18 protein-coding genes, 1 tRNA gene and 3 pseudogenes are annotated in these 25,986 nt (G+C 59.1%); 13 read left to right on the top strand and 9 right to left on the bottom strand.

Going from position 1 to position 25,986, the window contains the following annotated elements; translation table 11 throughout:
• Nucleotides 1-98 precede the first annotated feature (98 nt).
• The gene (locus PBDP_RS25035; RefSeq protein WP_109754927.1) at nucleotides 99-1,517 is read right to left on the bottom strand and encodes a short-chain fatty acid transporter; all 1,419 of its coding nucleotides are present in this window, start codon (nucleotides 1,515-1,517) and stop codon (nucleotides 99-101) included.
• Between the two features lie 219 nt (nucleotides 1,518-1,736).
• Here PBDP_RS25035 and PBDP_RS30440 point away from each other — a divergent pair.
• A pseudogene (locus tag PBDP_RS30440) lies at nucleotides 1,737-2,513 on the top strand (PAS domain-containing protein); the annotation flags it as partial.
• A 108-nt stretch (nucleotides 2,514-2,621) separates the two neighbouring features.
• A complete protein-coding gene (locus PBDP_RS30435) occupies nucleotides 2,622-3,053 on the top strand; it encodes a methyl-accepting chemotaxis protein (RefSeq protein ID WP_370873836.1) in 432 nt (143 codons plus the stop codon).
• Between the two features lie 61 nt (nucleotides 3,054-3,114).
• On the opposite strand, the gene ggt is transcribed toward PBDP_RS30435, so the two are convergent.
• Complete coding sequence (gene ggt, locus PBDP_RS25025) at nucleotides 3,115-4,956, bottom strand: gamma-glutamyltransferase (RefSeq protein WP_212801455.1); 1,842 nt, start codon at nucleotides 4,954-4,956, stop codon at nucleotides 3,115-3,117.
• 456 nt (nucleotides 4,957-5,412) lie between these two features.
• Between ggt and PBDP_RS25020 the strand changes: the two genes are divergently transcribed.
• A complete protein-coding gene (locus PBDP_RS25020) occupies nucleotides 5,413-5,913 on the top strand; it encodes a hypothetical protein (protein ID WP_212801454.1) in 501 nt (166 codons plus the stop codon).
• A gap of 179 nt (nucleotides 5,914-6,092) precedes the next feature.
• On the opposite strand, the gene PBDP_RS25015 is transcribed toward PBDP_RS25020, so the two are convergent.
• From PBDP_RS25015 to PBDP_RS24995, 5 genes are all read right to left on the bottom strand, one after another.
• On the bottom strand, nucleotides 6,093-6,989 hold the full coding sequence (locus PBDP_RS25015) for a hypothetical protein (protein WP_212801453.1): 897 nt from the start codon (nucleotides 6,987-6,989) through the stop codon (nucleotides 6,093-6,095).
• 174 nt (nucleotides 6,990-7,163) lie between these two features.
• A complete protein-coding gene (locus tag PBDP_RS25010; protein ID WP_212801452.1) occupies nucleotides 7,164-7,391 on the bottom strand; it encodes a hypothetical protein in 228 nt (75 codons plus the stop codon).
• 307 nt (nucleotides 7,392-7,698) lie between these two features.
• Complete coding sequence (locus tag PBDP_RS25005; protein ID WP_212801451.1) at nucleotides 7,699-8,139, bottom strand: hypothetical protein; 441 nt, start codon at nucleotides 8,137-8,139, stop codon at nucleotides 7,699-7,701.
• 508 nt (nucleotides 8,140-8,647) lie between these two features.
• Nucleotides 8,648-8,724: transfer RNA gene (locus PBDP_RS25000), tRNA-Met, on the bottom strand.
• 103 nt (nucleotides 8,725-8,827) lie between these two features.
• Nucleotides 8,828-10,885, bottom strand: coding sequence for a methyl-accepting chemotaxis protein (locus PBDP_RS24995; protein WP_116834277.1), 2,058 nt, complete (start codon nucleotides 10,883-10,885; stop codon nucleotides 8,828-8,830).
• 331 nt (nucleotides 10,886-11,216) lie between these two features.
• Here PBDP_RS24995 and PBDP_RS24990 point away from each other — a divergent pair, with 331 nt between their 5' ends.
• The gene (locus PBDP_RS24990; RefSeq protein WP_116833452.1) at nucleotides 11,217-12,434 is read left to right on the top strand and encodes an MFS transporter; all 1,218 of its coding nucleotides are present in this window, start codon (nucleotides 11,217-11,219) and stop codon (nucleotides 12,432-12,434) included.
• An 89-nt stretch (nucleotides 12,435-12,523) separates the two neighbouring features.
• Here the strand turns inward: PBDP_RS24990 and PBDP_RS24985 are convergent, their stop codons facing one another.
• Nucleotides 12,524-14,824, bottom strand: coding sequence for a calcium up-regulated protein (locus PBDP_RS24985; RefSeq protein WP_116833451.1), 2,301 nt, complete (start codon nucleotides 14,822-14,824; stop codon nucleotides 12,524-12,526).
• Between the two features lie 511 nt (nucleotides 14,825-15,335).
• Here PBDP_RS24985 and PBDP_RS24980 point away from each other — a divergent pair.
• The 9 genes and pseudogenes from PBDP_RS24980 to PBDP_RS24945 all read left to right on the top strand — a co-directional run bounded on the left by PBDP_RS24980 (nucleotide 15,336) and on the right by PBDP_RS24945 (nucleotide 24,819).
• Nucleotides 15,336-15,905: a hypothetical protein gene (locus PBDP_RS24980; RefSeq protein ID WP_116833450.1), complete on the top strand. Its 570-nt coding sequence runs from the start codon at nucleotides 15,336-15,338 to the stop codon at nucleotides 15,903-15,905.
• A gap of 38 nt (nucleotides 15,906-15,943) precedes the next feature.
• The gene (locus tag PBDP_RS24975; protein WP_249411820.1) at nucleotides 15,944-17,044 is read left to right on the top strand and encodes an ankyrin repeat domain-containing protein; all 1,101 of its coding nucleotides are present in this window, start codon (nucleotides 15,944-15,946) and stop codon (nucleotides 17,042-17,044) included.
• 533 nt (nucleotides 17,045-17,577) lie between these two features.
• Nucleotides 17,578-18,840: pseudogene (locus tag PBDP_RS30430) on the top strand (cache domain-containing protein); the annotation flags it as partial.
• Nucleotides 18,835-19,740: a methyl-accepting chemotaxis protein gene (locus PBDP_RS30425; RefSeq protein WP_370873834.1), complete on the top strand. Its 906-nt coding sequence runs from the start codon at nucleotides 18,835-18,837 to the stop codon at nucleotides 19,738-19,740. The pseudogene PBDP_RS30430 and the gene PBDP_RS30425, both read left to right, overlap by 6 nt.
• Nucleotides 19,741-19,803: 63 nt before the next feature.
• A pseudogene (locus tag PBDP_RS30030) lies at nucleotides 19,804-19,997 on the top strand (ATPase domain-containing protein); the annotation flags it as partial.
• 170 nt (nucleotides 19,998-20,167) lie between these two features.
• The gene (fabV, locus tag PBDP_RS24960) at nucleotides 20,168-21,364 is read left to right on the top strand and encodes an enoyl-ACP reductase FabV (RefSeq protein ID WP_212801449.1); all 1,197 of its coding nucleotides are present in this window, start codon (nucleotides 20,168-20,170) and stop codon (nucleotides 21,362-21,364) included.
• Nucleotides 21,365-21,504: 140 nt separating this feature from the next.
• Entirely contained in the window at nucleotides 21,505-21,948 is a 444-nt protein-coding gene (locus PBDP_RS24955; RefSeq protein WP_109754917.1) for a DUF3592 domain-containing protein, read from the top strand.
• 3 nt (nucleotides 21,949-21,951) lie between these two features.
• Nucleotides 21,952-22,539, top strand: a complete 588-nt coding sequence (locus PBDP_RS24950) for a hypothetical protein (protein WP_109754916.1) — start codon at nucleotides 21,952-21,954, stop codon at nucleotides 22,537-22,539.
• A gap of 216 nt (nucleotides 22,540-22,755) precedes the next feature.
• The gene (locus PBDP_RS24945) at nucleotides 22,756-24,819 is read left to right on the top strand and encodes a calcium-binding protein (RefSeq protein WP_212801448.1); all 2,064 of its coding nucleotides are present in this window, start codon (nucleotides 22,756-22,758) and stop codon (nucleotides 24,817-24,819) included.
• Nucleotides 24,820-24,880: 61 nt separating this feature from the next.
• Here the strand turns inward: PBDP_RS24945 and ychF are convergent, their stop codons facing one another.
• Nucleotides 24,881-25,981: a redox-regulated ATPase YchF gene (gene ychF / locus PBDP_RS24940; RefSeq protein ID WP_109754914.1), complete on the bottom strand. Its 1,101-nt coding sequence runs from the start codon at nucleotides 25,979-25,981 to the stop codon at nucleotides 24,881-24,883.
• Between the last annotated feature and the right edge of the window lie 5 nt (nucleotides 25,982-25,986).

Below are 25,986 nucleotides of genomic sequence, written 5' to 3'. Positions count from 1 at the left end.
CAGCGTGTGGACCCCTCGAAACAGGGTGTCTCCATACTGAAACAGACCGGGCCGAAGAAAAAGTGGGCCGACGGAAATATCGGCCCTTTTTTATGGCTTTATGGCATCACTGGCGGTAAATAACTCAATGTTGTCCCCAGCGCCCACAGCAGCACCAGTACCAGGGGCGTATGCACCAGCAACTGCACGAAGGAAAAACCGATCAGGTCCCTGGCCTTCAGCCCCAAAACCCCCAGCAAAGGCAGCATATAGAACGGGTTGATAAGGTTCGGCAGCGCTTCGGCGGCGTTGTAGATCTGTACGGCCCAGCCCAGGTGATAGTTCAGGTCATTGGCCACCTGCATGACGTAGGGCGCCTCGATAATCCACTTGCCGCCGCCGGAAGGAATGAAGAAGCCCAGCACTGCCGAGTAGATGCCCATCAACAGGGCGTAGGTGTCGTGGGAGGCGATCTGGACGAAAAAGGTCGAGATGTGGTGGGCCAGGGTCTGGGCGTCACTACCCTTGACCGTGGTCAGCAGCGCGGCGATCGAGCCATACAGCGGAAACTGGATCAACACGCCCGTGGTGGTCGGCACCGCGCGGGCCACGGCGTCGAGAAAGCTGCGCGGCCGCCAGTGCAGCAAGGCGCCCAGCATGATGAACAGGAAGTTATAAGTGTTGAGCCCGGAAATGGCACTGATCGCAGGTTTGGTCGAAAACTCATGGAACAGCCAGCCGGCGGCCAGCAGCACCAGCGCAATGATCAGCAGCGGACTGTGCTCCAGCCACTCCCCAGGTCGGGTGCGGGGCTGCAACGCCGGCATGCTGAAACTCGGATCGATCCCGCAAGCGGCGGCGTCACGGGCGCTGTTGGGGCCGGGAGCAGTGGCGTAGGCGACGATCAACGAGATCACGATCAGCGCCAGCAGCATCACGCCAGACTGCCAGAGGAAAATCGTCTGGGTAAACGGAATGACACCGGTAATGGACAGGATCGACGGCGGCAGGCTGGCCGGGTTGGCCTGCAATTGCGCTGCCGACGAAGACAAGCCCAGGGCCCACACCGCGCCCAGGCCCAAGTAGGCGGCGGCTCCGGCGGCGCGGTAGTCCATCTTCAAGTCGGTGCGACGGGCGAGGGCGCGCACCAGCAAACCACCAAATACCAGCGACAGGCCCCAGTTGAGTAATGACGCGACCATGGAAATCAGCGCTACCCACGCCACCGCGGAGCGGCCGTTGGTCGGAATGCGTGCCAGGCGGTCAATCAATTTTACGGCCGGTGGCGAGCTGGCGACCACGTATCCGCCGATCACCACGAAGGCCATTTGCATGGTGAATGGGATCAGGCTCCAGAAGCCGTCACCGAACGCCATGGCCGCCGCCGTAGGCGTGGCGCCGATCAATTGTGTCGCCATGGCAACCACCAGCACCGCCAGCGCGGCAAAGACCCAGGAGTCCGGGAACCAGCGCTCGGCGAAACTGGAACAGCGCAAGGCGAAGCGGGCGGAACGGCTGTCTTCGATGTCGGTGGTCACGGTAATTACCTCGTTTTTATGGTTATGGGTATTGATGGCGGCAAGGCTTCAAGGGACAGGCGCAACAGTAGAACAATCCAGTGACCATGGCAGGCTTATCGGGTTCGAGGGCGTCCTGGAATATTTTCAATATGGACTCGCGGCGCTCTTTAGAAAAAAAACGCTGCGCCGATGGCAAGGGAACAAGCCACTTAATTCTCCCGCTGTCGGAGCTGCCCAATGTTTAACAACCGCCTGAAGCAGGAGCTACTGGCTCTGCGCCAAGAACTGTCCAGCCTTATGCAAGTCAAGGAAAGCCTGGACCGTGAAATGCTTGGCCTCACCCTGGACGCCGACGGACGGATTCAATCGGTCAACCAGAACTTCCTCGACGAGATGCGTTACAAGAGCCAGGACTTGATTGGCCGGCCTGTGAATGAGCTGGTTCCCGCGTATTTGAAATCCAATGAGTTCCAGGTTCGCTTCACGTCGGCGCTGACCCGCGGCGAACACTTTTCCGGTGCCGTGCGCCTGCTGCGGGGCAATGGCCAGGAAGCCTGGCTGCGTTCGATCCTCCAGCCCGTACGGAATGTCGATGGGCGGATTCGCTATTTTTCGATGTACTCCAATGATCTGACCCGCACCATCGAGGCTTCTCGCGAGCATGAGAACCTCATCGGTGCGTTGGTGCGTTCAACGGCGGTGATCGAGTTCGATTTGGGTGGTCATGTGCTGACGGCCAATGATCGCTTCCTCAACGCCATGGGCTATAGCCTTGCGCAGATCAAGGGCAAGCATCACCGCACGTTTTGCGAGCCTGAGGAATACAACAGCGCGGCCTACGAGCAGTTCTGGAAGCGCCTGAACAGCGGTGAATTCGTGGCTGGCCGTTTCAAGCGTCTCGACAGCAGTGGTCGCGAGGTCTGGCTGGAAGCTTCCTACAACCCGGTGCTCGATGCCAACGAGCGGTTGTACAAAGTGGTCAAGTTCGCGACCAACATCACGGACCAGGTCAACCAGGAAAAAGCCGTCGCCGAAGCCGCCAACATTGCCTACAGCACCTCGTTGCAGACCGACAACAGTGCCCAGCGCGGCACGACGGTAGTGACCCAGGCGGTGGATGTGATGCGCGACCTGGCCCGGCACATGCAAACCGCTGGCGAAGGCATCGAGGCCCTGAATGAGCAATCCCTGGTGATCGGTACCATCGTCAAGACCATCAGCGGCATCGCCGAACAAACCAACCTGCTGGCGCTCAACGCCGCGATCGAAGCGGCCCGGGCCGGCGAGCAAGGGCGCGGTTTTGCGGTGGTGGCCGATGAAGTGCGACAACTGGCATCGCGCACCAGCCAGGCGACCGATGAAATCGTCGGCGTGGTCCGCCAGAACCAGGACATGGCCCGCAATGCCGTGGCCCTGATGACCGATGGCCAGCACCAGGCCGAACATGGCTTGGCCCTGGCCGCCGAAGCGGGGACGGTGATCGTCGAGATCCAGGACGGGGCGAAGAAGGTGGTCGATGCGGTGAGTCAGTTTGCCAACCAGCTATCGACTTGAGAAACCTGCTGAGCGAGCCGCCGCCATCGCGAGCAAGCTGCCCGATTTGATCGGCGAGCGTTCAATCTCCCAGCGCTGCTCCTTCCCGCCGCGGATCCGCGCCGCCGGCCAGAGACGTTTTCCCTTGCGCATCACGCACCCGGACGATGGCCTGGGTGCCGCTGTTCATGTCGACCTCGCTTACGGTGTGGCCCTTGTCTTTCAGCGCCTGGATCAGCGTCGGGCTGAACTGCCCCTTTTCCAGTTCGGTGGGGCCGTTGCGGCTGCCGAAGTTGGGGAGGTTGATAGCGGTTTGCGGGTCCAGGTTCCAATCCAGCAGACCAATGACTGACTTGGCGACGTATTCGATGATTTGCGAGCCGCCGGGGGAGCCGACTGCGGCCACCAATCTACCTTGCTGATCGAAGATCAGCGTCGGAGCCATGGATGAGCGAGGGCGTTTGCCCGGTTCGACGCGGTTGGCGACTTTTTGCCCATTCTCTTCGGGGATGAACGAGAAGTCGGTCATCTGGTTGTTGAGCATGAAGCCCTGGACCATCAAATGTGAGCCGAACGCCGATTCCACCGTCGTGGTCATGGACACCGCGCCACCCTGATCGTCCACAGCCACCACTTGCGAGGTGGAAATACGCAGTGGGGAACGGTCCGGGGCGTAGGCCACCTGGATGCCCGGTGGCGTGCCGGGCTTGGCGACACCCATGCTACGAGGGCCGATCAGGCTGGCGCGGCTGGCCAGGTAACCTCGGTCGACCAGGCCTTTGAGCGGTACCGCGACAAAATTCGGGTCGGCGATGTATTGGGCGCGATCGGCATAGGCCAGGCGCTCGGCTTCGGCGATCAGGTGCACCGCTTCGGCGGTGGGTTCAATGCCGGCGGGTTTAGTGGTCTTGAGAGGTTTCAGGGGGGCGAGGGCGGCGCTGCTGTCGCGCTGTTCCAGGGCCTGCAATGTCCCGAGGATCTGCGCCACGGCAACCCCGCCCGAAGACGGTGGTGGCATGCCGCAGATCTGCCAGCGCTTGTAGTCGGTGCACAGCGCGGGCCGCTCCCGGGCGGTGTAGCCCTTGAGGTCGTTCAGCGAAAGACTGCCGGGGTTGGCGTGGCCCTGTACCTTGGCGACGATTTCCTCGGCAACCGGCCCTTTGTACAACGCATCGGCACCTTCATGGGCGATGCGCTTGAGCACGCCTGCCAAGGCCGGGTTTTTCAGCACGGTGCCGACTGCCTTCGGGCTGCCATCGGCATTGAGAAAGTACGCCGCCATGTCGGGCGAGCCCGGCAACGATGGGTCGGATGCGATCAAGGCGTGCAGCCTTGGCGAGATCGCGAAGCCCTGCTCCGCCAGTGCGATGGCCGGCTCGAACAGCGTCGCCCATTCGAGACGGCCATGTTTGCGATGGGCCAGTTCCAGTCCGCGCAATACCCCCGGTGTACCCACCGAACGACCGCCGATCTGCGCGGCCGTAAATGGCATGGGTTGGCCGTCGGCCTGCAGGAACAGTCTTTCGGTGGCGCCGGCCGGTGCCGTTTCGCGTCCGTCGTAAGTGCGTACGGCGTTGCCATCCCACAGCACAATGAACGCGCCGCCGCCGATGCCTGAAGATTGCGGTTCCACGAGAGTCAGCACCGCTTGCATCGCAATCGCCGCGTCGATGGCCGAGCCGCCACGTCGCAACATCTCCCGCCCGGCCTCGGCCGCCAACGGATTGGCCGCGGCAGCCATGTGCTTGTCGGCGTAGCGGGTCTGTAGATCGGTGCGGTAGCCGGAGACGACCTCCGGTGGGGCAGGCAATGCCGGTGTGGTTGTGGAGGAGGGTGGGGCCTTACAGGCTGCGAGTGTCAGAGCGACAGCCAGCAGCGAAACGGCTGACAGGCGATGAAAGTTCGGTTTCAGATCTGTAGGCACGTGTCACTCCATCCGTGGGCTTGGGATATAGAGGCTGACTGTAGCCATGGGAGGCGTGTGGCGCAAATCGCAGCGGATTTGAATGAAGTGAATCCGTGGCGGGGCAAACCTTGGATGATTGACGGTGCCAGCCTCTCGCTTTCCCTGGCTGAGTTAATGAGCTGGGCGTGAATGGCATGTAGCTCTAAGGCGTAGCTTTTTCTTCATATCAGCTTGCAGATAACAAAATCTCAGCTATTTCTCCATACCAATAAATATCATAAAGCCATCACTTGGATGTGGAACATGGGGAACAAAAAAATCATCTGGTCATGCTTAGTCATAAGCATCGCATTGACGTCTGGTTGTGCGTCACTGCAAAGAAACCTCGGTTTGCCATCAATCCCTAAGGAACCTCTTTGGCCGTGGACTGAGGAGAAGCAGCCTTGTACGGCTCAATGTGAGGAGAAAGACGCCGTGAAAGCTTATGCGGCAGCGATCACTTATTGCATTGAACTCCAGCGCTATATGGGGCAAGGCAGCGGAGCGATAAGCTCGGGACGATTTATGTTAGCTGCAACCGGTACTTTGGCTGGTGCGGTATTCGCACCCATGGCCAAAGGTTCTGCTTCAACGGCTTGGTCGGGCTTATCTGGCTCAACAAATGCCCTTCAGGCAGCCGTCGATGAGAATTTCTCGGGCGTCTTAGCGCTGAAGCGCAGAGCGAGTGTCGCAACTGCCGGCAAAGACGGTATCGTGGGATATCCAAAGGGAGGAAGTGCGAATGATCGAGTCTATGCTTCGGTCACCATGGCTTTTAACTGCGCTGTCGCACCTGCAGGCGTCGAATCTGCGGCGATCAAGGCAGTCAGTGAAGCGGCAGTTGTAAGCTCATCCATATCATCTGACCAACCGAATATACAGTCAGTGCCTCCAGCAGCACCGCCAACTCAGCCTGTAGCCCCCACCCCGCCCTAGGCGGGTTTCTTGGTGATCCATAGACTGTTGAGCCTGTCCAGAATCCGTCTGGGGTCTGTTAGGGGGGGAGACGCCCAGGCAGGTTACTTTGACGGGGCGGGCGCGGGCTCCTCTCATACCTGTCTCACATTCCGCCAGAGCCTGCTCAAATTGTGAAAGGCTGCGCCTCAGGTATTGACCTATTTCAAGTCTTTTGCATTTCTCGAAATAGCTGTTCGCCAAGGTCCTGGGCGGCGCTTCTGAAGCTCGATAGCGATGTTGTATTCAGTGAAGTGAGCGAAGTAAGCGAGATCTGTCAGCACTAGGCTGACTCTGATATCAGCGCCTTCTAAGTAACCACGCTTATGAAGTTCGGGAAGCAGTTTTGGCATCAGTCCGGGGATGAGTCGCTCCAGACATTCGAGAAAGTCATGCTCTTTATCCATCTCTGTAATCGCAAATATGCTGTGGCCAGAGAACACATATCCACCGCCAATAGGTGCATATGTAGTGCCATCGCTTACTTGAACGAATGAGTTGTATCGTTTCTTGCGCAGTGTTTTGCGCTGATCAGATGTCAGTTTCTCTGCTGGCTGCATTCCTTTGAGAACCCAATGTGCAATCGACTCAGGCCAATTTCTGTGGATCGTTTCTACTATGTCAGCATCCGTCCAATCATCATGGCTGTAGATGCTGATTGCGTAAAAGTCGTCCTCGGTTACTCGAGCAAAGAGGAGCGGTCCTGTTCGGGCAATGTAGCGACCCTTTAGCTCTGTGCCTAGATGTAAGTGATATACACCCCAATCGCTGAGCATCAGATCAGTTTTACCAATTTCATCTATGAGCTTGCTCAGGTGCGGGGACAGGTCCTGACCTTGTTCTACTTTTTTTTTGATCTGTGTCCAGCCAAGTAGGTGTTCTGGCGGGCAATGAAAAACATCCGATACTAGGAGCGCTCGAGGCTTCACGGGTATACGTCGTTGCGCTGCGTTGAAGTAGTGGACGGGCACGTCCTCAGTGATTCCTTTCGTGTCGAGCCCCCATTTCGCTCTCATAATTTCTTTGAGCATGTCGTGCCAGTCGGCCTTAAAGTCCATTATCAATTCCATTTTGGCGCCCTCCGGCTCGCGTCTTTTGATCTTATACGCCTAGTACTATTTGTAAGGGGTGCCGAGCTTGTCGGTCCGGCACGCCTAGAAACATGGATGCGAACTGCGATTTGATCGTGTATGCAGAACTCGTCCATGGAAGTGTTCTCAAATCTGCTTTGGTTAAGCGTACACAGTCAATTTCATGCCAGTCGCGACCACTTGGTACTCGGTCTCAGAAACCTGGTTCACAGCTCCGCCTCCCTGAATTTGATAACGCTTCAATCCAGGCGTGTGCCTTACCTCGCCACTAAGCAATCGTTCTGTGAGCACGTCTTGGAATACCTGAATCTGATAATCCAAATTGTCTGGCCCTACCGCAACGATTTGTCCCGCGTACTGTTCAGCCATTTTGGTGTCTCCGTTGAGTTTGAACAGCAACAATAGCCGCAGTTTGTTCATGCCGTGGGGGGAAATTGCAGCGATCCGTCTGTGGAAAAAGTATCGGAGAGTTGCTCCCCATTCGGGGGCAGCGGTTCGCGCACAATGGTGGTTACGAGCCTGCTGGCAGTTGATCGTGCATACCAGCGTCGCGCAGCTCGCTCCTAGAGAGAATACGCGGGTTCCAGGGGGCGTTAAGGAGGTGCGTGAAGCCATGCGTGAATTGCTCAGCCTTGAGTCCGACGGAGTTCGTCCATGCAACGGTTCTAGCGTTGCGCTACTGCGACGGCTCAATGAGCTCGACGTGAAAAACTACCTCACTTGGAATCGTCACACCCGCCTCTGGGCGAATTGAGACCTCCTGCTCTTCTGGAAATTTTGGTTGCTCTGACTCCATGGCGATCACGCCGTATCTGTCAAACAGCGCGTCATCGATCCAGTAGACAACACCTGGCACTACGTTCCCCTCTCTATCATGCGTAGCGAAGAATTCTGCAGTCTCTTTGTTTCGCGTCGTGGAGATAAACGCGGAGCCCCACGTCCCTGTTTCTATCTGTTGAGCATTAACGGCGTTTTCTATGGAGTCTCCATAGGTGAAAGTCCCATCATGGCGTGCTTTGCCGTCGTATTTTGGGGTCACCGTTGTCTTCTCGCCGCTCACCTTGATCAAACCTGCTGATGCGGTGTGAGTCGTGAGCGAGACGCCTCTATAGAGCATATTTCCACCTCTCGATGAGCGTAAACGGTAGGTATCAGAATGGATACTGGGTCGTCTGATGAGGGCCAGCGATTTAACAAAACTCAACATCTGATCGAGGAGACGAATCTATCAAAACCTGACATTTATTTGAGTGCTGTGCCTAGCGCGATGTTGAGAAATGTTGAAGTGGTACCTAGTCGGAGCGGATTTGTGCGTGGCCAACACGGCCTGTTAGCAAATGTTAGTGTCCTAGCGGGTGTAGGCGGTCGCTCTGTTACCCATTGCGGATGTGGTTGTGGAGGAGGGCGGACCTTGCAGGCGATGAAGATTCGGTTTGAGGTATGTAAGCACGTGTCACTCCATCCGTGGGCTTGGGATATAGAGGCTGACTGTAGCCATGGGAGGCGTGTGGCGCAAATCACTCATTCCCTGAACGTAGGAGCTGCCTCGCGATGGGTGTCAGGCCGGTTTGTTTTCTTCGGGCATAAAAAAACGGCTTATCTTTCGATAAGCCGTTTTTAGTACTTGGTGGCTACACAGGGACTTGAACCCCGGACCCCAGCATTATGAATGCTATGCTCTAACCAACTGAGCTATGTAGCCAAGTGGCGCGCATTATTCGCCGGTAACGAAGATGTGTCAAGCGTAAATCTGAAATATTTCTCTGCGCTTTCAACCGCTTAACAATCCTCGCTGCAAATCCTTGTCAGCCGAGCTGAAATCTCCCGGTGTTGGCGCTCAAGGCCTGGCTTCCCTGGCTCAGCGTGTCCGCCGCCAGGTTCACCGCTCGTGCGCCTTCGAGCAAGCGCATCGCCGCCTGGTCGACCTGCTGGATATTGCCACTGACCTCATCGGCGGTGCTGGCTTGTTCATCCACGGCAGTGGCGATCTGCGCCAGGGTGTCGGTGACGCTTTGCACCGCGCTGGCAATTTCTCCCAGGCGTTCGCCAAGGCCGGTGACCGCTTGGGCGTCGGTCTGGGCCTGGCCGCAGGCGGCTTCCATCAGGCTGACGGCTTCGTTGACCGTGGCGCGCAAGCTGTCGACAGTGGCGGCAATCTGTTGCGTGGAGGACTGGGTGCGTTGTGACAGGCTGCGCACCTCGTCGGCCACTACCGCGAAACCACGGCCCTGTTCTCCGGCGCGAGCCGCTTCAATGGCGGCATTGAGGGCCAGCAGATTGGTCTGCTCGGCCACGCCACGAATGGTATCGACCACCAGTTGAATCTGTTGCCCCTGTTCACTGACTCGCCCCAATGCGGCGGCGGTTTCGTTGAGGCGCTGGTTGAGCTGCTGGATGCTCGCCGTGGTGCGTTGGCTGTCGCGGCTGCTGTCGGTGGCAATGCGGCGGGTTTGCTGGGCGCTGTCGGATGCCTGTTCACAGCTCTTCGCCACGCCTTGGGAGGTGGCGGCCAGTTGCGTCGCGGCGGCAGCGATCTGGCTGATCTGCATCTGTTGGGCCTCGACTTCTCCCAAGGCGCCGCTGGAGTGCGTATTGAGGGTGCGCACGGCATTGCTCAACTGCAACGTTTCGTGGTCCACCCCCAGCAGGCTGGTGCGCAACTGCACCACGGCGACGTTGAGGGCAGTGCTGATGGCCGCCAGTTCATCGCGCCCTTGCACCGGCACTTGCAGGCTGAGATTGCCGTCGCGCAGGGCTTCGGCCAGCAGGGTGATACCACTGGCGCTGCGCCGGATCGACGCTTGCAGGCAAACAAAAAGATACAGCGCGGCCAGCAGCAGGCAGCCCAGCACCGTCGCTACCAGGGTGAACTGGCGGATCGCCGAACCGTGGTAATGGTCCAGGCGCGTATCCAGTGCCACCAGCGACTGTTGCCGCAGGGTCGCCAGATCAGCGAGAAGGGCATCCATGTGTTTCTCGAAGTCTTCGGGCTTGAGGTTGATGGAGCCGCCGAACACGCCGTCATCCAGCACTTTCAGGCCAGCATCCAAGTGCTTGAGGCTGCCCTGGTACTGTCCGGCCCAGGTTTGCAATTCGCTGGGCAGACGGGTTTCCAGGAGTGCTCCGGTCTTGACCAGTTGGTCCCGTGCGTCACCGATACGGCTGCGCAGGTCCCGCAGTTGCAGGCGACTCTGCAGCGTGAACTGGCCCGACACCACGGAGGCCTGGCCGACGCTGGCCAGGCGGCCGACCCGTTCGATCAGGTCGGGCGTCTGCTGAGTTGAAATCTGGGTCAGCAGATAGGTTTCCAACCAGGAGGCGAGGGTCAGGCGGTTGTCCATGACCATCTGCTCGCGCAAGGCTTGCAGGGCGCTGAGAGCGGCGGTGAAGCGGTCGTAGCCGTCGGGCCACCAGCCCACGCTGCCCAGGCTTTTCGAATCCAGACCGTTGAGGCTGGTTTGCAGAGCTTGATAGCGGGCGAGGGTATCGGCTTCAGCGCCTTCGGTTTGCAGGGTAGTGGCCAGGTCACTGGCGGCCTGGTTGAGGGCCGGTTGAACGGCATCGAATGCCGCCATGGCAGCCAGCGTCGCCGGGGTTGGTTGCCGATTGGTTTCGGTGGCACGCCAGCGGGCGGCGCGGTTGCGCTGGGCGGTGAGCAAGTTGTCGAGGTTATCCAGGGCCAGCAATTGGCGCACCCCGGTGCGTTCCCCGGAAATCAGACTGAGTTTGTCGCGATAATCCTGGCCGATTAGCCACAGGCTGCCCATGAGCGGCAGGATAAAAAGCAGGAACAGCAATTGGAATTTGCGGGCGAAGCCGAAGTGCCCCAACAATCTGATTCCGGGTGATAAAAAAGCCTGCATGCCCATACTCCCCTGAACACCTTTGCACTGTTTTTGTGCGTTTCTACACAAGTGCTGAAACAGGTGCCCTTTTAAAAGGCCTCGAAAGTTTGTCCAAATCGGCTCGGTAGGCCAGCTCTGTAGCGAAACTTCCCATTCTCGGTCCCCTTTGTAAGGGGCCGCGTTGTAGCTGATTAACAAGGCAAGATTCAGACCATGGCGTTGAGCTATCACCTTGGATTTCGACAATTTTTCAAGGTCGATAGCTAGCTAAGGGGATAGCCTTGCTGCACCGAAAAATGGCACATTGACGCACCTGCCCGCGTGCGCCCTCTGTCGTATGGAAACTCCCATGGCTATCAGCAATACCCAGGCTGTCACCCCACCCGTTACCGCCCCGGCGCAAAGCAGCCCGCTGGTCATGCGGATCATCGGCGCCGTGGCGCTGGCGCACCTGATCAACGACTTGATCCAGGCGGTGCTGCCCTCGATTTATCCAATGCTCAAGGACAGCTATGGCCTGACGTTCACCCAGGTTGGCTTGATCACCTTGACGTTCCAGTTGACCGCTTCTTTGTTGCAGCCTTGGGTCGGTTATCACACTGACCGCCACCCCAAGCCCTGGCTGCTGCCGGCCGGAACGGTGTGTACGCTGGTCGGCATTGTGATGATGTCCATGGTCGGCAGTTTTGCCTTGATCCTGTTGGCGGCGGCATTGATCGGCATCGGTTCGTCGACCTTCCACCCGGAAGCGTCGCGGGTGGCGCGATTGGCCTCGGGCGGCCGCTTCGGGCTGGCGCAATCGACGTTCCAGGTGGGCGGTAACGCCGGCTCGGCCTTCGGCCCGCTGCTGGCGGCGGCGATCATCATTCCCTACGGGCAAGGCAATGTGGCCTGGTTCGGGTTGTTCGCACTGTTTGCGCTGTTCGTGCTGTACCGCATCAGCCGCTGGTACGCCAATCACCTGAACTTGTTCAAGCTCAAGCAAGGCCAGGCGGCCACCCATGGCCTATCCAAGGGCCGGGTCTTGAGTGCGCTGGTGGTGCTGGGGCTGCTGGTGTTTTCCAAGTACTTCTACATGGCCAGCTTCACCAGCTACTTCACGTTCTATCTGATCGAGAAGTTCGACCTGTCGGTGGCCTCTTCGCAGTTGCACCTGTTCCTGTTTCTCGGAGCGGTGGCGGCGGGGACTTTCTTCGGCGGGCCGATTGGCGACCGGATCGGGCGCAAGGCGGTGATCTGGTTCTCGATCCTCGGCGTGGCACCGTTCACCTTGATCCTGCCTCACGTCGACCTGTTGTGGACCAGTATCCTCAGCGTGGCCATCGGTTTCATCCTGGCCTCGGCGTTCTCGGCCATCGTCGTGTATGCCCAGGAATTGGTGCCGGGCAATGTCGGGATGATCGCCGGCGTGTTCTTCGGGCTGATGTTCGGTTTCGGCGGGATTGGCGCCGCGCTGCTGGGGCATCTGGCGGACATCCGTGGCATCGAGTACGTGTATTGGTTGTGCTCGTTCCTGCCGTTGTTCGGGGTATTGGCGATTTTCTTGCCGAGGACTCGAAAGGCCTGAGGCGGGGAGCATCGATGTGACTGAGCCTGCGCAATCGCGAGCAGGCTCGCTCCCACAGGGTCCCGCTCCTCATGCCTGCGATTCACCCCTCAAGGACGGTAGATACTGGCCTGGATGGCGCCAGGGTATTGCTTGTACCCGCCCGTGTTGCACAGTGGTGTCGACAGTTGGTAGTCGCCCGCCGTCGTGGCGTTGGCGGTGCGCACATTACCGGCCGCGAACCCAGAGTAATCCTGAAAGGCATCGAACGAGGCGATTGGCTCGTCGAAGTAGTTGCCACGGGAAGGGTCGAAGATCGAGAGAGTGATCGCTACGCCACCAGGATATGCAGCTTCGGCCTCGATCAACACCGTCTCGTAGGGATACAGGGTTTGTGGGGACGGCCCGGCGGAGGTGGGGGATGGATTGAACACCGTGGCCACCAGCGTGTTCGGGCTCAGGTTGGTCAGCGCGATGACCAGGTAATTGGCGGCGTTGCCGCTGTAGGTGTAGGGCCGCGTCAAGGCGAACGCCCAACCGTTCCTGCTGTTAAAGAAGTCGTCCTTCGAGCCACCGTTGTCCCACACTTGGGTGAGCGCGATTTCTTCCGGATAGATTGACCAGTCCGTCGAGTCGGCGATCCAGTATTTGAAGTAGGTCCCGTCGATCGCCGCAGTGATGTACTGCGCATAGGCGGGCACACCGTCGATGGGGTTGTCATTGACGTCCAGGTATTGGTAGATCTGGAATTTGGCCGGCAGCAGCATCTGCATCACCGACAGCACGTAACCGTGCTTGGCGGCTGTCACCATGTTTCCGGTTTCACCGGAGTTCCAGAACAACCCGTCGGGCGCTTTGGAGGCGATCAGCGTATAGGTGACCTCCAGCTTGGCCCAGTCGGTCAGTATCGCGTTTTCCATGCTGCCGAAAGTGCTCAGCAACCCTTCGAAGGTAGCGCTCAATTGCCCCCAGAGGTCGGCGTAGGCCACCTGGAACAGGCTGGGAGAAACACTCGAACTCTGGGCCGCGACCGCCACATTGATGCCGCTCTGGAGAACGTTGGCCGCGACGGCGAAATAATTGATGTCGCCTTCCATCGTCTCCGCCGAGAGCACGGTGTAGATGACGCCCGAGAGCACCGCCAGGATGATGCCGCCGATGTTGGTCGAGTCACCGTCCTCGAAGCCGGCATCCTGGCCCAGCTCGGAGAGCAGCGCCCCCTGGTCCACGAACAACTGGGTGTGGAAGCTGCTGTAGCAGGCGAACAGGCTGTTAACAGCGCTCGCTGCGCTGAGCTCCAACTTGAGTTGATCGACCACGGGTTGCCAGACTTGTGGCTCGAATGCGCTGTAGTCCAGGCCGAGCATGTCTTGTCGGTAACCATCCAGGGTGCTGGCGCCGTTGGTGTACTGTTCGCGCAGGATCAAATGAGGTTGATTGTTCATGGCGGCCAGTTTGCTGTTGATCCAGTCGTAGACCACCTGTTGGTCAGGCGTAAAGGCTGGAAAGGGCGGGTCGGACGCCGGCAAGGCCATGATGCTGTCCAGGGGAGTGGTGGGCATGAAGTACCATTGGCCCGAGGTGTCGGTATCTTGCATCTGTACCGAGCCCTCTGCGATGTCGACACTCAGGTACTGGTTCGAGCCGCTGTTCTGGAGGGTGGTGGGGCCCAGTCCCGTTCCCCAGAGCCAGGTCTGCTCGACCGGGACGGGCACGTTCTGTGTTGTGTTGATTGCCGTACTGCTGCCTGCATCCTGACCCAACACCAACCCGCCGAGCAGCCCACTGAGCAGCCGTCCATCGGCGGTGATTTGCCAGATTTGGTTGGGCGAACCGGCCACGAAGGGGCTCAACGTCATGCCGTCGGAACCGGCGGTGAGTACAAAGGGCACGCCTTTCACGGGCGCGACGAGGCTGCTTTGCACATTGACCCAACGAGTCGGTGGCCAGACCTGATAGTGATTGCTGCTCGAGGCCCAGCAGGCTTGGCCGAGGGTGTTGTACAGCACCAGGTTACCGTCGTTCTGTACGCGCAATTCCTGAGGGTCGATGCCGTTGGTATAAGGCGACCACGCCACGTTGCCGTCGCTGGTACCCAGGACCAGGTTGCCATCGGTCTGGACGTCGAAATAGGCACCGTCGTCGGTGTTCGTGGCCCAGATCGCGCTACCGGTGAACGAGCTGTTGGCCGACACGGGCCCCGTGACGACCTGGTACAGCACCAGATTGCCGTCAGTCTGCAGCAGCAACACATAGCCGTTGCCGGCCGCTGCCGCCCACTGACCGGGCAGCATCCGCGTATTGGGTGGAATGTTGCCGCTGTCGGCCTGGACCGGCTCGCCGAGTGGCACGGTGCGGAAAATGCTGGGGTTGGTGGATGTTGCCAGCGCTGTATCGCTCAGGTTGTTCATGTGAATCTCCTTTTCACTGCATTGGGTGGACGCCTTGCGGTTGTTGTCGGAAATGAGCGACGGGGCATGGGCCGGGCTGCGGTCGCACAAATACCGCGCGTCTATGCCCACTGCGCCGACTCGATCGGTCGGGAAACCTTGCAAGTTTGGTGTTGCAACCAGGCCTGGAGGCGCATCAACAGATCCAGGAGGTGGTTTGGATGAGGGGGTCAGCCAGGCTGATGTCTTGCAATGCGGCCAGTCGCTGGCGACGGTGTGGAAACGGAGGGGGCAGGTCTCTTTATATATCCATAGGTTGCGAGACGGTTCATACGAATCTCCCTATCTGCGGATGAAGGCGTTTGAGTGATATGCCTTGCAGAACGCGCATGAAGTGTAGCCCGGCATTCATACCCTGCCTGAGGTTCTTCGAAGCGATTCCGGGAGGTGTCATACTTCGCTGAACCCATGCACTGCCATATCGAGCGGGCGCCTGCCTCCAGCCGTCGCTCAGGCCAAACGCGAGACTTTCATGGAAGTAACGGCACATCACATCGCAAAGAATCGGCATCTGGCACAGACCTTGGCGACCGCGTTCGATATTGATTTCGCTCCTGTGCCTGACGAGTCGGTATGGTTTACCGTCAAGGCGCCAGAGTCTTTCCTGCCTATCGCCACCGAAGGCGCTGGCGGTGTATTCCTGCAGGGGGGTTCCAGCGATTCGATTCTCTACGTCACCTCTGAGGGGCAGGCTGGAATAGTCGCGGCTTCGCTCGCGGAGTTTTTGCAACTGGTGATGGCTCATCCCTATTGGTTTGATCTGTTGAAATTCTCTGGAGGCGGCCAACTGCGAGAAATGGAGCGAGTTGCCCGGTACCTCGAAGAGGATCTGCTTGAAGATAAACCTGGCATTCAGATGTCTCGTGACATCGTTGCGCAGGCATTACTACTCGCTAGCGCACCAGGTCCGATTTCCGCACTTCACTTTGCTGTTACAAGTATCGGTGCAGGGGTCTCAGTGCAGGCACCGGATGGCACCGAGTGCAGCGGGCTCTTTGGTTCATTTGTCGTGGAAGACAATCGGATGTGGCGTGAGGTTTAACCCCATCGAGATGGCTGTTACCAATGAAATCCAGTTTTATGATGAAGACCTTTTTGATCAGAACGGTGACCGCCGCCATGGGTAAGCGTAAACGCAAGACATTGCCGAAGGATTTCGCTCAGTTGCTGGAGCGGGCCTCGTTTGCCGAGCTGGTTGCCGTGTTCGATGAATGCGAGCTTGAAGCCACCGGCGGTTACAGCAAGAGCACCGCGCTGGGCTTCTACAACTGTCCCGATGAACTGGCCCGCTGGCTGGTGGAGCAGGGCGCCGACATCAATGCCCGTGACACTTACCAACGAACACCCCTGCACCATCGCAGTTCGAGTTGGATCGGCGGTGTCGACCTGCTACTGGATCTGGGCGCCGATATCGAGGCGCAGGATTACCAGGGCTACACGCCGCTGCATGCCGCGGCCAACAGTCACAAAGCCGAGGCCATCGCTGCCCTGATCCGCCGCGGCGCCAGCGTCGATGCCAGGAGTCGGCAGGGACAGGGTGTGCTGCATATTGCCCTGGCGACTACCCGCAATGCCGATATCGAGGCCACCGCGAAAATCGCCCAGACTCTGCTGGCGGCAGGGTTGCAACCCGATGACGGCATGCTCGCCGAGGTGCAGCGCATCGGCCGTGAATTCGAATTTCATCGGGCCTCCTTCAACCCGGAATATCTCGAGGCAACGGACGCTGCCCTGGCCAGTCTTTATCGTCTTTTCGACGTCACTCCCGTTGCCTCCCGCAAGGTTCACGACGGTCAGGCCGCTATCGTCGTCACGGCCAGTGGCTGGCCTGACCAGCATCAGCAACTGTGGGAGCTGCTGGTGCCATCCTCTGGCGCCGCAGCGACGATGCAAGGTGAGGTGATCCGCATCAGTGGCCGTATATCCCGAGAGATTCACCACAACGGCTCGGCCAACTGGGACGCGGATTTCAAAGCGATGTTGGCGGCTCTGGTTGACCACGTGGGCAGCGCCGTGTCCTTGCCGGCGGCCGAACTCGCTGAAACACGGGCGCTGGCAGTTGCTCTGCGCAATGGCAACGATGACGCCGAGCACACTGATCGTCTTTGTGAATTGGCTGTGCGCTGGGTCATCGCCAACCCGCAGCCGGTGCCATTGGCGATGCCCTCCTATAGTCGATAACGCGACGGGGTGCCCAGCCCTTTTCAGGATCAAATGGCCCGGCGTGACGCCTCAGATATTCCCGGTAAGGCACGGTGTTCACGTCGCTTGTGGACACTTTCATCCGGATGATGGGGCCCGGCGAATTACGCCTAAAGCACTATTTTGTATAAGTCCTAAGTTCGATTTTGTACAAATCTCGACCGTGTTAATTTGCTGTTGTGGTTATTGGTCTGAATGGATTCTGCGGCATTATTCAAGGGTGACCCTGTGGTTACTGGACAAGCAGGCTTCGCATTCTTTCCAGCTATCGCCCTTACTGTCCTGGACATAAGGCCTTCGGTTCCTGACTTGAATACCTCTACTGCTTTTGTGCCCCCAACCTGCCACGTTTCAAATACTTATAAAGCAGCTGTATCGCCATGCCCTTTCAAGGCGATTGTCTCGTAGGCCGCGTAAACAGCCGTGATCGATGCTTATTCGCTGCGTCGTGCATGAGTTAGAGACCGTCGTCTTTAACGCTGGCAATAAATAGAAATCAGGCAGGGGATGATATGAAGTTCAAGTCATTGCAGGCACGCATTTGTGTCACGGCAGGCGTTTGCCTGTTTGTTTCATCGGTCAGCCTGATTATCTACGGGCTCTTTACCGCACGGGCCAATGAGCAATACGTGGCCACCGAAGTCTCGGCGCTGGTGGAAAAATCAACCATCCGGGAAATTCAGAACCTGGCCGAATCCCGGGCCAACGCCATTCAGGCCAAGTTGCAAAATGCCCTGGATGCGGCCCGCACCATGGCCAATGCATTTGCCGCCAGCAAGGCCACGCAAAGCCCCCTGGCATTGGGCCGGGAGCAGATCAATACGGTGTTGCTCGGCGTCCTCAAGGACAACCCCGATTTCAATGGCACCTATTCCTGCTGGGAACCGGATGCGCTGGATGGACAGGATCTGGCATCGCGCAACACCCAGGATGGCAGTAATCCACAGACGGGGCGCTTCACGCCTTACTGGACCCGCAGCGCCGGTGGCCATGTCGCGGTGCAGCCGTTGGTCGAGTATGACTCGCCGGATCGTCACCCCAATGGTGTGCCTAAAGGCGGTTGGTACAGCGGCCCGCGCGACACCCTGAAGGAAAGCGTGCTGGATCCCATTCCTTACGTGGTCCAGGGTAAAAACGTATGGCTGACCACCTTGTCGGTTCCGATCGTCGCCAATGGCAAGTTCTATGGTGTGGTCGGGGCGGACTACGATATCGCCTTTATCCAGAAACTCAGCGAGCAGATGTCCGCCGAGCTCTACGGTGGCAAGGGCACGGTGTCGATCCTGAGTAACCAGGGGCTGGTAGTCGCGGACAGCCAGCGCACTGATCTGATTGGTCAGTCCATCAAGGCCTTGCTGCCTGAGTCCTGGGAAAAAGTGCTGAGTGATATCCAGGGCGGTCGTAGTGACGGCTTGCTCAACCCTCAAACCCAGAATATCGAAGTGCTGATGCCCATTACGCTCGGTCGTACTGGCAAGCCCTGGGCGGTACTGATTCGCCTGCCCAAGGCCGTGGTCATGAGCCAGGCCATTGCCCTGGAGCAGGAGTTGCAGGCGCGCAGTATCAGCAACAGCATCTGGCAAGTCTCGGTAGGCTTGGGTATTTCGCTGCTGGCCCTGGCCGCCCTGTGGTTTGCCGCCGCGAAGATCGTCGGGCCGATCCGCGAGGCCGCGGCCTTGGCCGCCAACATCAGCCTGGGGGATTTCTCCCGTCGCTTGGTGCAGAAATCCGAGGATGAAGTCGGGCAGTTGTCTGCGGCCCTTAACGACATGTCTGAAAGCCTGCAACGGCAAGTGCGGGTGGCCGAGCGCATTTCCGAGGGAGACCTGGACCTGGAGGTTCGCTTGTCTTCGCCCCACGATACCCTGGGCAAGTCACTGGAGAAGATGGTCAGCAACCTCAATCAACTGATTTCCGAGGTTCAAATCAGCGCCACGCAGATTACCGGCAGCTCGGCGCAGGTTACCGACCTGAGCCAGTCACTGTCCGATGGCGCGTCCAATTCCGCCTCGTCCATCACCGAAATCAGTGCGGTGATGACGCAAATGGCGGCGCAGACCCGGGACAACGCCGCCAACGCCAAGAAGGCCGATGAGCAATCCCAGGCGTCGCGAGCCGATGCGGGGGAGAGCGATAAACTGATGAGCGAGCTGATTGCCGCCATGGCCGAGATCGACAATTCGGGCAAGGACATCACCGCGATCATCACCACCATCGACAACATCGCTGCACAAACCAATTTGCTGGCCCTGAACGCGGCCATCGAAGCGGCCCGGGCCGGTGAGCTTGGGCGCGGTTTTGCCGTAGTGGCCGATGAAGTGCGCAGCCTGGCCGCCCGCAGCGCCGAGGCCGCCCAGCAGACGGCCGCGCTGATCGCCGACTCCTCGAGCAAGACCCAGCGCGGCATGATCATCGCCGGCCGGACCGCCGAATCGCTGAAAAACATCGTCAATGGAACCAGCGCGGTTTCCAACCTGGTTTCGCTGATCTATCAAGCCTCCAGCGAGCAGGCTTCGGGCTTGCAGCAGGCCAGCATCGGTTTGGAGCAGATCGATGAAGTGACACAGAAAAACCAGTCCAACTCACAAGAGTGCGCGGTGGCGGCCAAGGACCTTTCGGAGCGGGCATCGCTGATGCAGCGTGTGCTGGGGCGCTTCAAGGTCAAAAGGGGTTAGTTTTTCCAGCCCGCTCCAGGCGCCAGCCTGGAGCGCGGGCACCCTTCAACCCGGGCGAATCGCCGCAACGGTGAAACCGGCGTGATTGCGATGTTCGAACAGCGTCCCAATCATTCCCATAGCCCCACACTCGCCAACTTGATTCAATCTGGAGAAATCGGCTGGCCGATAGCCGCGCGCCGGACTTGTCCATCGATGAAATCGTGCACTTGCTGCTCCGCGAGATCGGCTGCCTGAAAGCGATCCGGGTGGTCATTGCCCAGCGATAACGGTCGGCCGGTCATGTTCGCCGCGTTAGTGGTGAGTCTACCGTTGGTGAGTCCGACCACGTCAGGACGCATTCATCGTGACGCTTCAACTTTCCAGGCGTCTACGACTTAATATTGCCAGTGTTGGCGCTCTACATCCTGGAAGAGGCAGATTCTCTATGATCATCAAGCCGCGCGTTCGTGGTTTTGTCTGTGTGACCACCCACCCCACTGGCTGTGAAGCCAACGTCAAGAGTCAGATCGACTACGTGACCGCCCAAGGCCCCATCACCGCTGGGCCAAAGAACGTACTCGTGATCGGTGCATCGACCGGCTACGGGCTGGCTGCGCGGATAACCGCCGCTTTTGGTTGTGGCGCCAAGACCCTGGGGGTGTTTTTCGAGCGTGAAGGTGATCCAGGCAAGCTTGGCACCGCTGGTTGGTACAACACTGCGGCCTTTCACTCGTTCGTCGAGTCAGAGGGCCTCTACGCCAAGAGCATCAACGGCGATGCGTTTTCCGATGAAATCAAACAGCAGACCATCGACGTCATCAAACGCGACTTGGGCAAGATCGACCTCGTTGTCTACAGCGTGGCCGCGCCACGCCGGACACACCCCAAGACCGGTGTGGTATTGAGTTCTACCCTCAAGCCGCTCGATAAGGCCGTGACTTTGCGGGGCCTGGACACGGATAAAGAAGTGGTCAAGGACACGACCCTGGAACCGGCGACCCAGAGCGAAATCGATGGCACGGTGGCCGTAATGGGCGGCGAAGACTGGCAGATGTGGATCGATGCCCTGCACGACGCAGGTGTCCTGGCCGACGGGGCGAAAACGACCGCGTTCACCTACCTGGGCGAAAAGCTGACGCATGACATCTACTGGAATGGCTCCATTGGCGCGGCCAAGAAGGACCTGGATCAGAAAGTCCTTGGCATTCGTGAGCGACTGGCTGCCCTGGGGGGCGATGCGCGGGTCTCGGTATTGAAAGCCGTGGTGACTCAGGCCAGCTCAGCGATCCCGATCATGCCGCTGTACCTGTCATTGCTGTTTAAAGTCATGAAGGCGCAGGGCACGCACGAGGGGTGTATCGAACAGGTCCATGCGCTCTACAAAGACAGCCTGTACGGCCATTCTCCCGTGATGGATGAGGAGGGGCGCCTGCGCGTGGACTACAAGGAACTGGCTCCCGAAGTCCAGGATCGCGTCAAGCAACTCTGGGATCAGGTCAGCACCGATAACCTTTACGAGCTGACTGATTTTGTCGGTTACAAGGCGGAGTTCCTGCGTCTCTTCGGTTTCGGCATCGAAGGGGTGGACTACGAGGCTGACGTCGATCCGGACGTCAAGATTGCCAACCTGGTCCAGGCGTAGATCATAGGTCTGGAAGCTGCCTCGACGCTTCATGCAAGAGGCAGCGGTTTCTCCTGGCCCTGAATAATTTTGTTGGGGGGATAGCGAGACTTCTTTGTTATCCTGACGGCCTCTTTCATGGATGAACGCCGAGATAAACCATGGCTAACGACACCCCGTCACGTATCGGGACAATTCTGCTGGGCCTGCTTTTTGCCCTGATTGGCATTGGCTTGTTGGGCATTGCCGTCAATCTCACAATCGATCGACGCGACTTTCTCGCCCGGGCACAGACTGCCGATGGCATTGTCAGCCACTTGAATGCCGGTGGTTCGCATCCTGAGATCGCTTTCACCACCGCCAGCGGCGAAAAGATCTCCTACCCCCAAGGCGGTTTTATCTTCGGTTACCAGAAGGACCAGCCGGTGCGGGTGCATTATTTGCCCGAGCAGCCGGCGGGCAGCGCCATCGTCGATGCCCCGGCCGCCCTGTGGGGCACCTCTGGAGTATTGGGATTCATCGGCCTGGTGTTCACTTTTGTCGGCCTGCTAAAAGCCATCCGGCCGCGCGGCCGCGGTGCGGTTCATTCACATAAAGGACTTTGACGTATGAGCTACAACATCCCACTCCCGGTCAATGAAAGTCGTTGGCAGTACCAGACCGCCAGCGGTGGAGGCCTGACTGTGGTCATGGTGGCGGGCAGTGGCGGCTCGATTATCCTGCGCTCGCCCCAAGGCGAAGACATCAGCTACCGCTATGGCGGGGTCGGCGTGGGGGCCGGGTTTGGCGCGAGGCTGCCGCGCTTCGGCAAGATCAATATCCAGATCAAGGGCAAGGGCGTGAGTGCGGCCGGTGCGGCTGAGGCGTTTCCCAGCACCGGCAAGGTCTTCGTCAGCGACGCCCTGGTCAGTCGCGACCTGACCAGTGACGACATCACTGGCCCTTGCATGTATACCGAAGTGGGCGTGGGCCTGGGGATTGGCGGCTCGGCCACGGCCCTGCTGTTCGGGCTCGATCCCAAGCTGCTGGCATTGTCGATGGCGCTGAACGCCAACCCGGCGACCGCGCTCATCGCGTCCACCACGGTCAACCGGCAGTTGGCGAAGTCGGCCAAGGGCGCGTTGGTCATGGCAGGCATTAATGCTGGTTTGCAGGCCGGTGGTGGCGGGGCGATCTATATAGGCTATCTGTTCTAGGCCGTAGCGAATCTCAAGTACCTCTATGCCACGCCCATGAAAAAGCCGCGAACCAACGCGGCTTTTTGCTATGCGCACCTTTTTCAGCCCTCCAGCGAGGCCAGACGGCTAAAAAAAGCCATCGGTCGGACGCTGCTCGTGTCAGCGATGGGGCCGCGTGCAAATCCTTCCTGCTCCACTAGAGTGACGGATCCAATGCCCTTAAAGGATTAACCCATGGCAACCACCGACAACACGACGGTCAGTACTCATACCGTGAGAACTGGCCCGGGCACAGTCCAGGTCGACCTCACCGGCCAGTTCGATGATAACCAGAGCATCGTTATCCAGCCGGACGGCAAGATCCTGGTCGGTGGCTATACGGAGTACCTGGCATGGGGCTACCCCGGGGCGCCAGGCGAGGAAAGCTACGGCTACGAACAGAACCATAGCGTTATCCGCCTGAACGCAGATGGTAGCCTGGACACCGGCTTCCATGACGGCGGTGTCGACATCGTCCCCGCCGCGACAGCCCCGGCGTCGCGCTACGAGCTGACGGCGGTGCAACCTGATGGCAAGGTGCTGATCGCCACAGCGCTGAACATCGGCGTTCAGGTGGAGCGCTTCAACAGCGACGGGACGCGCGATGCGACCTTCGGTCAAAACGGCGCTATCACGGTCGACATCAGCCATGACTTCAAGGACATCGACCTGACGGCCAATACGGATGGCACGTTCCAGATCAGCGCCCGCGGATTTGATCAGGCTACAGTGACCAGGCTCGGCAATGACGGCACTTTCGTCGATGGCTTTGGCGACCATGGCGTGCTGACCGTCAACATTCCCGAAGACGAATACTACAACGGCGGAATCTCTACTGCGGTACAGGCCGATGGCGGCGTCGTGGTCGGGGCTGCGTACAATGCCGCCGGCGCGGGTGAGCCGACGTACGCCTTGCAGCACTTCAATCCCGACGGTCAGCTGGATACCCATTTCGGTGATGGCGGTGTTCTCTACTTGAGTGCTGCCATGGGGTTTGGCGAAGACTCAGTGGTCACCGTGCAGGCTGACGGCAAGATCATCGTCATGGGCCATGGCGAAGGCTCCACTTCGGCTACTGTGGCGCGGTTTAACGCTGACGGTTCCTTTGACACCAGTTTTGGCTCCAATGGCAGGGTGACCTTCGAGGCCGACACGCCTGTGGCTGTGACGGTGCAGGCCGATGGCAAGATCCTGGCGACCGGCACGAGCGGTGGGGATTTCAGCATCATCCGCTGGAACGCGGATGGCAGTGTGGATACAAGCTTCGGCAGCCAGGACGGCAAGCTCCATGTGGACGGATACGTCGGTGAAGAAATCTTGCAGGGTAGCGACGCCGCCGAAATTATCCGTGGCCTGGCGGGAGATGATGTGCTTCAAGGCAACGGCGGGCGCGACCTTCTGCAAGGTGGCGTTGGCGCTGACATCTTCCGCTTCACCGAACTGAGCGACAGTTTTCGCACTGCGACGCAAAACCACAGCGACCGGGTCCAGGACTTCGACGCCTCTCGGGACCGCATCGACCTGATTGCCTTGGGCTTCACCGGCATTGGCGACGGCCATGACGGCACCTTGGCCGTCCAGGCCAGCACAGACGGCACGCTCACCTACCTCAAGAGCTACGACGCCGATGCCTCCGGGCTACGATTTGAACTGGCCTTGGACGGTAACCTGGTGGGGCAATTGAACAGCACCAACCTGGTGTTCACCGCGCCCACTGTTGAAGGTGCGTCTACCGCGGATACGATTACCGGTTCTGCCTTGTCGGAAATCATCTATGGCCTGGACGGCAATGACCGTATCGATGGCGGCGCTGGAGCGGATGTAATCATTGGCGGCGCGGGCGCCGACCGTCTCAACGGCGGAGACAGAGCCGACATCTCGTTGTGGACCGATAACCGGGAAAACGCCGACGTGTTCCGCTACACCTCTACCGAAGACAGCTACCGTACTGACAGCCAGAGCTTTACCGACCTTATCGAAGGCTTCACGGTTGACGACAAGATCGATGTGGCGACGCTGGGCTATACCGGCTTCGGAGACGGTACGGGCACTACGCTGAAGATGGTTTACAACCAGGAACTGGACCGCACTTATCTGGCGGATGTGGGAGCAGACGCCCAAGGCCATCGGTTCCAGATCGCGCTGGCCGGGGATTGGCGGGAAAACCTCGACGAAGATGACATGATCTTTGCGCCCGACGCCGGGATAGGGCTGATCGGGGTAGCGGCAGAGGTCGATCAAGGGCATCTATTGACGTGACGTCTGCTTGAGAAGGTCGCGTGGCAGTGAGTGCTGCCACGCGATAGGCTCAGGAAAGCCGTCAGACGTTGAAACGGAAGTGCATCACGTCGCCATCCTTGACGATGTATTCCTTGCCTTCCAGGCGCCATTTACCGGCTTCCTTGGCACCGGCTTCGCCCTTGTACTGGATGAAATCGTCATAGGCGATGACTTCGGCGCGGATGAAGCCTTTTTCGAAGTCGGTGTGGATCACGGCCGCGGCTTGTGGCGCGGTGGCACCGACGCGAACGGTCCAGGCGCGGACTTCTTTTACGCCTGCGGTGAAGTACGTCTGCAGGTTGAGCATTTCATAGCCGGCGCGGATCACGCGGTTCAGGCCAGGTTCTTCCAGGCCCAGGGCCTCCAGGAACATGTCCTTCTCTTCGCCGTCTTCAAGCTCGGCGATTTCCGCTTCGATCTTGTTGCAGACCGGGACGACCATGGCGCCTTCTTCTTCGGCAATGGCCTTGACCACATCCAGGTGCGGGTTGTTCTCGAAGCCGTCTTCAGCGACGTTGGCGATGTACATGACCGGTTTGGTGGTCAGGAGGTGGAAGCCGCGAATGATCTGCTTCTCATCGGCACCCATGTTCTTGATCAGGCTGCGGGCCGGCTTGCCTAAGGTGAAGTGGGCGATCAACTGTTCGAGCAGGGCTTTCTGGGCGACGGCTTCTTTGTCGCCACCCTTGGCGTTGCGAGCGACTTTCTGCAGTTGCTTTTCGCAGCTGTCGAGGTCGGCGAAGATCAGTTCCAGGTCGATGATCTCGATATCGCGTTTCGGGTCGACGCTGTTGGAGACGTGAATCACGTTTTCGTCTTCGAAGCAGCGGACCACGTGGGCGATGGCGTCGGTCTCGCGGATGTTGGCCAGGAACTTGTTGCCCAGGCCTTCGCCCTTCGAGGCCCCGGCCACCAGGCCGGCGATGTCGACGAACTCCATGGTGGTCGGCAGCACGCGTTCCGGGATCACGATGGCCGCCAGGGCCTCCAGGCGTGGGTCGGGCATCGGCACGATGCCGGTGTTCGGCTCGATGGTGCAGAAGGGGAAGTTCTCGGCCGCGATACCGGATTTGGTCAGGGCGTTGAACAGGGTGGACTTGCCGACGTTAGGCAGGCCGACGATGCCGCAATTGAATCCCATGGTGT

The organism is Pseudomonas sp. St290 (assembly GCF_018325805.1).
In the GTDB taxonomy this organism is placed as follows: Bacteria; Pseudomonadota; Gammaproteobacteria; order Pseudomonadales; family Pseudomonadaceae; genus Aquipseudomonas; species Aquipseudomonas bijieensis.
Note: the sequence above shows the minus strand (reverse complement) of the source record. Positions and strands in the feature narration are given on the sequence as shown.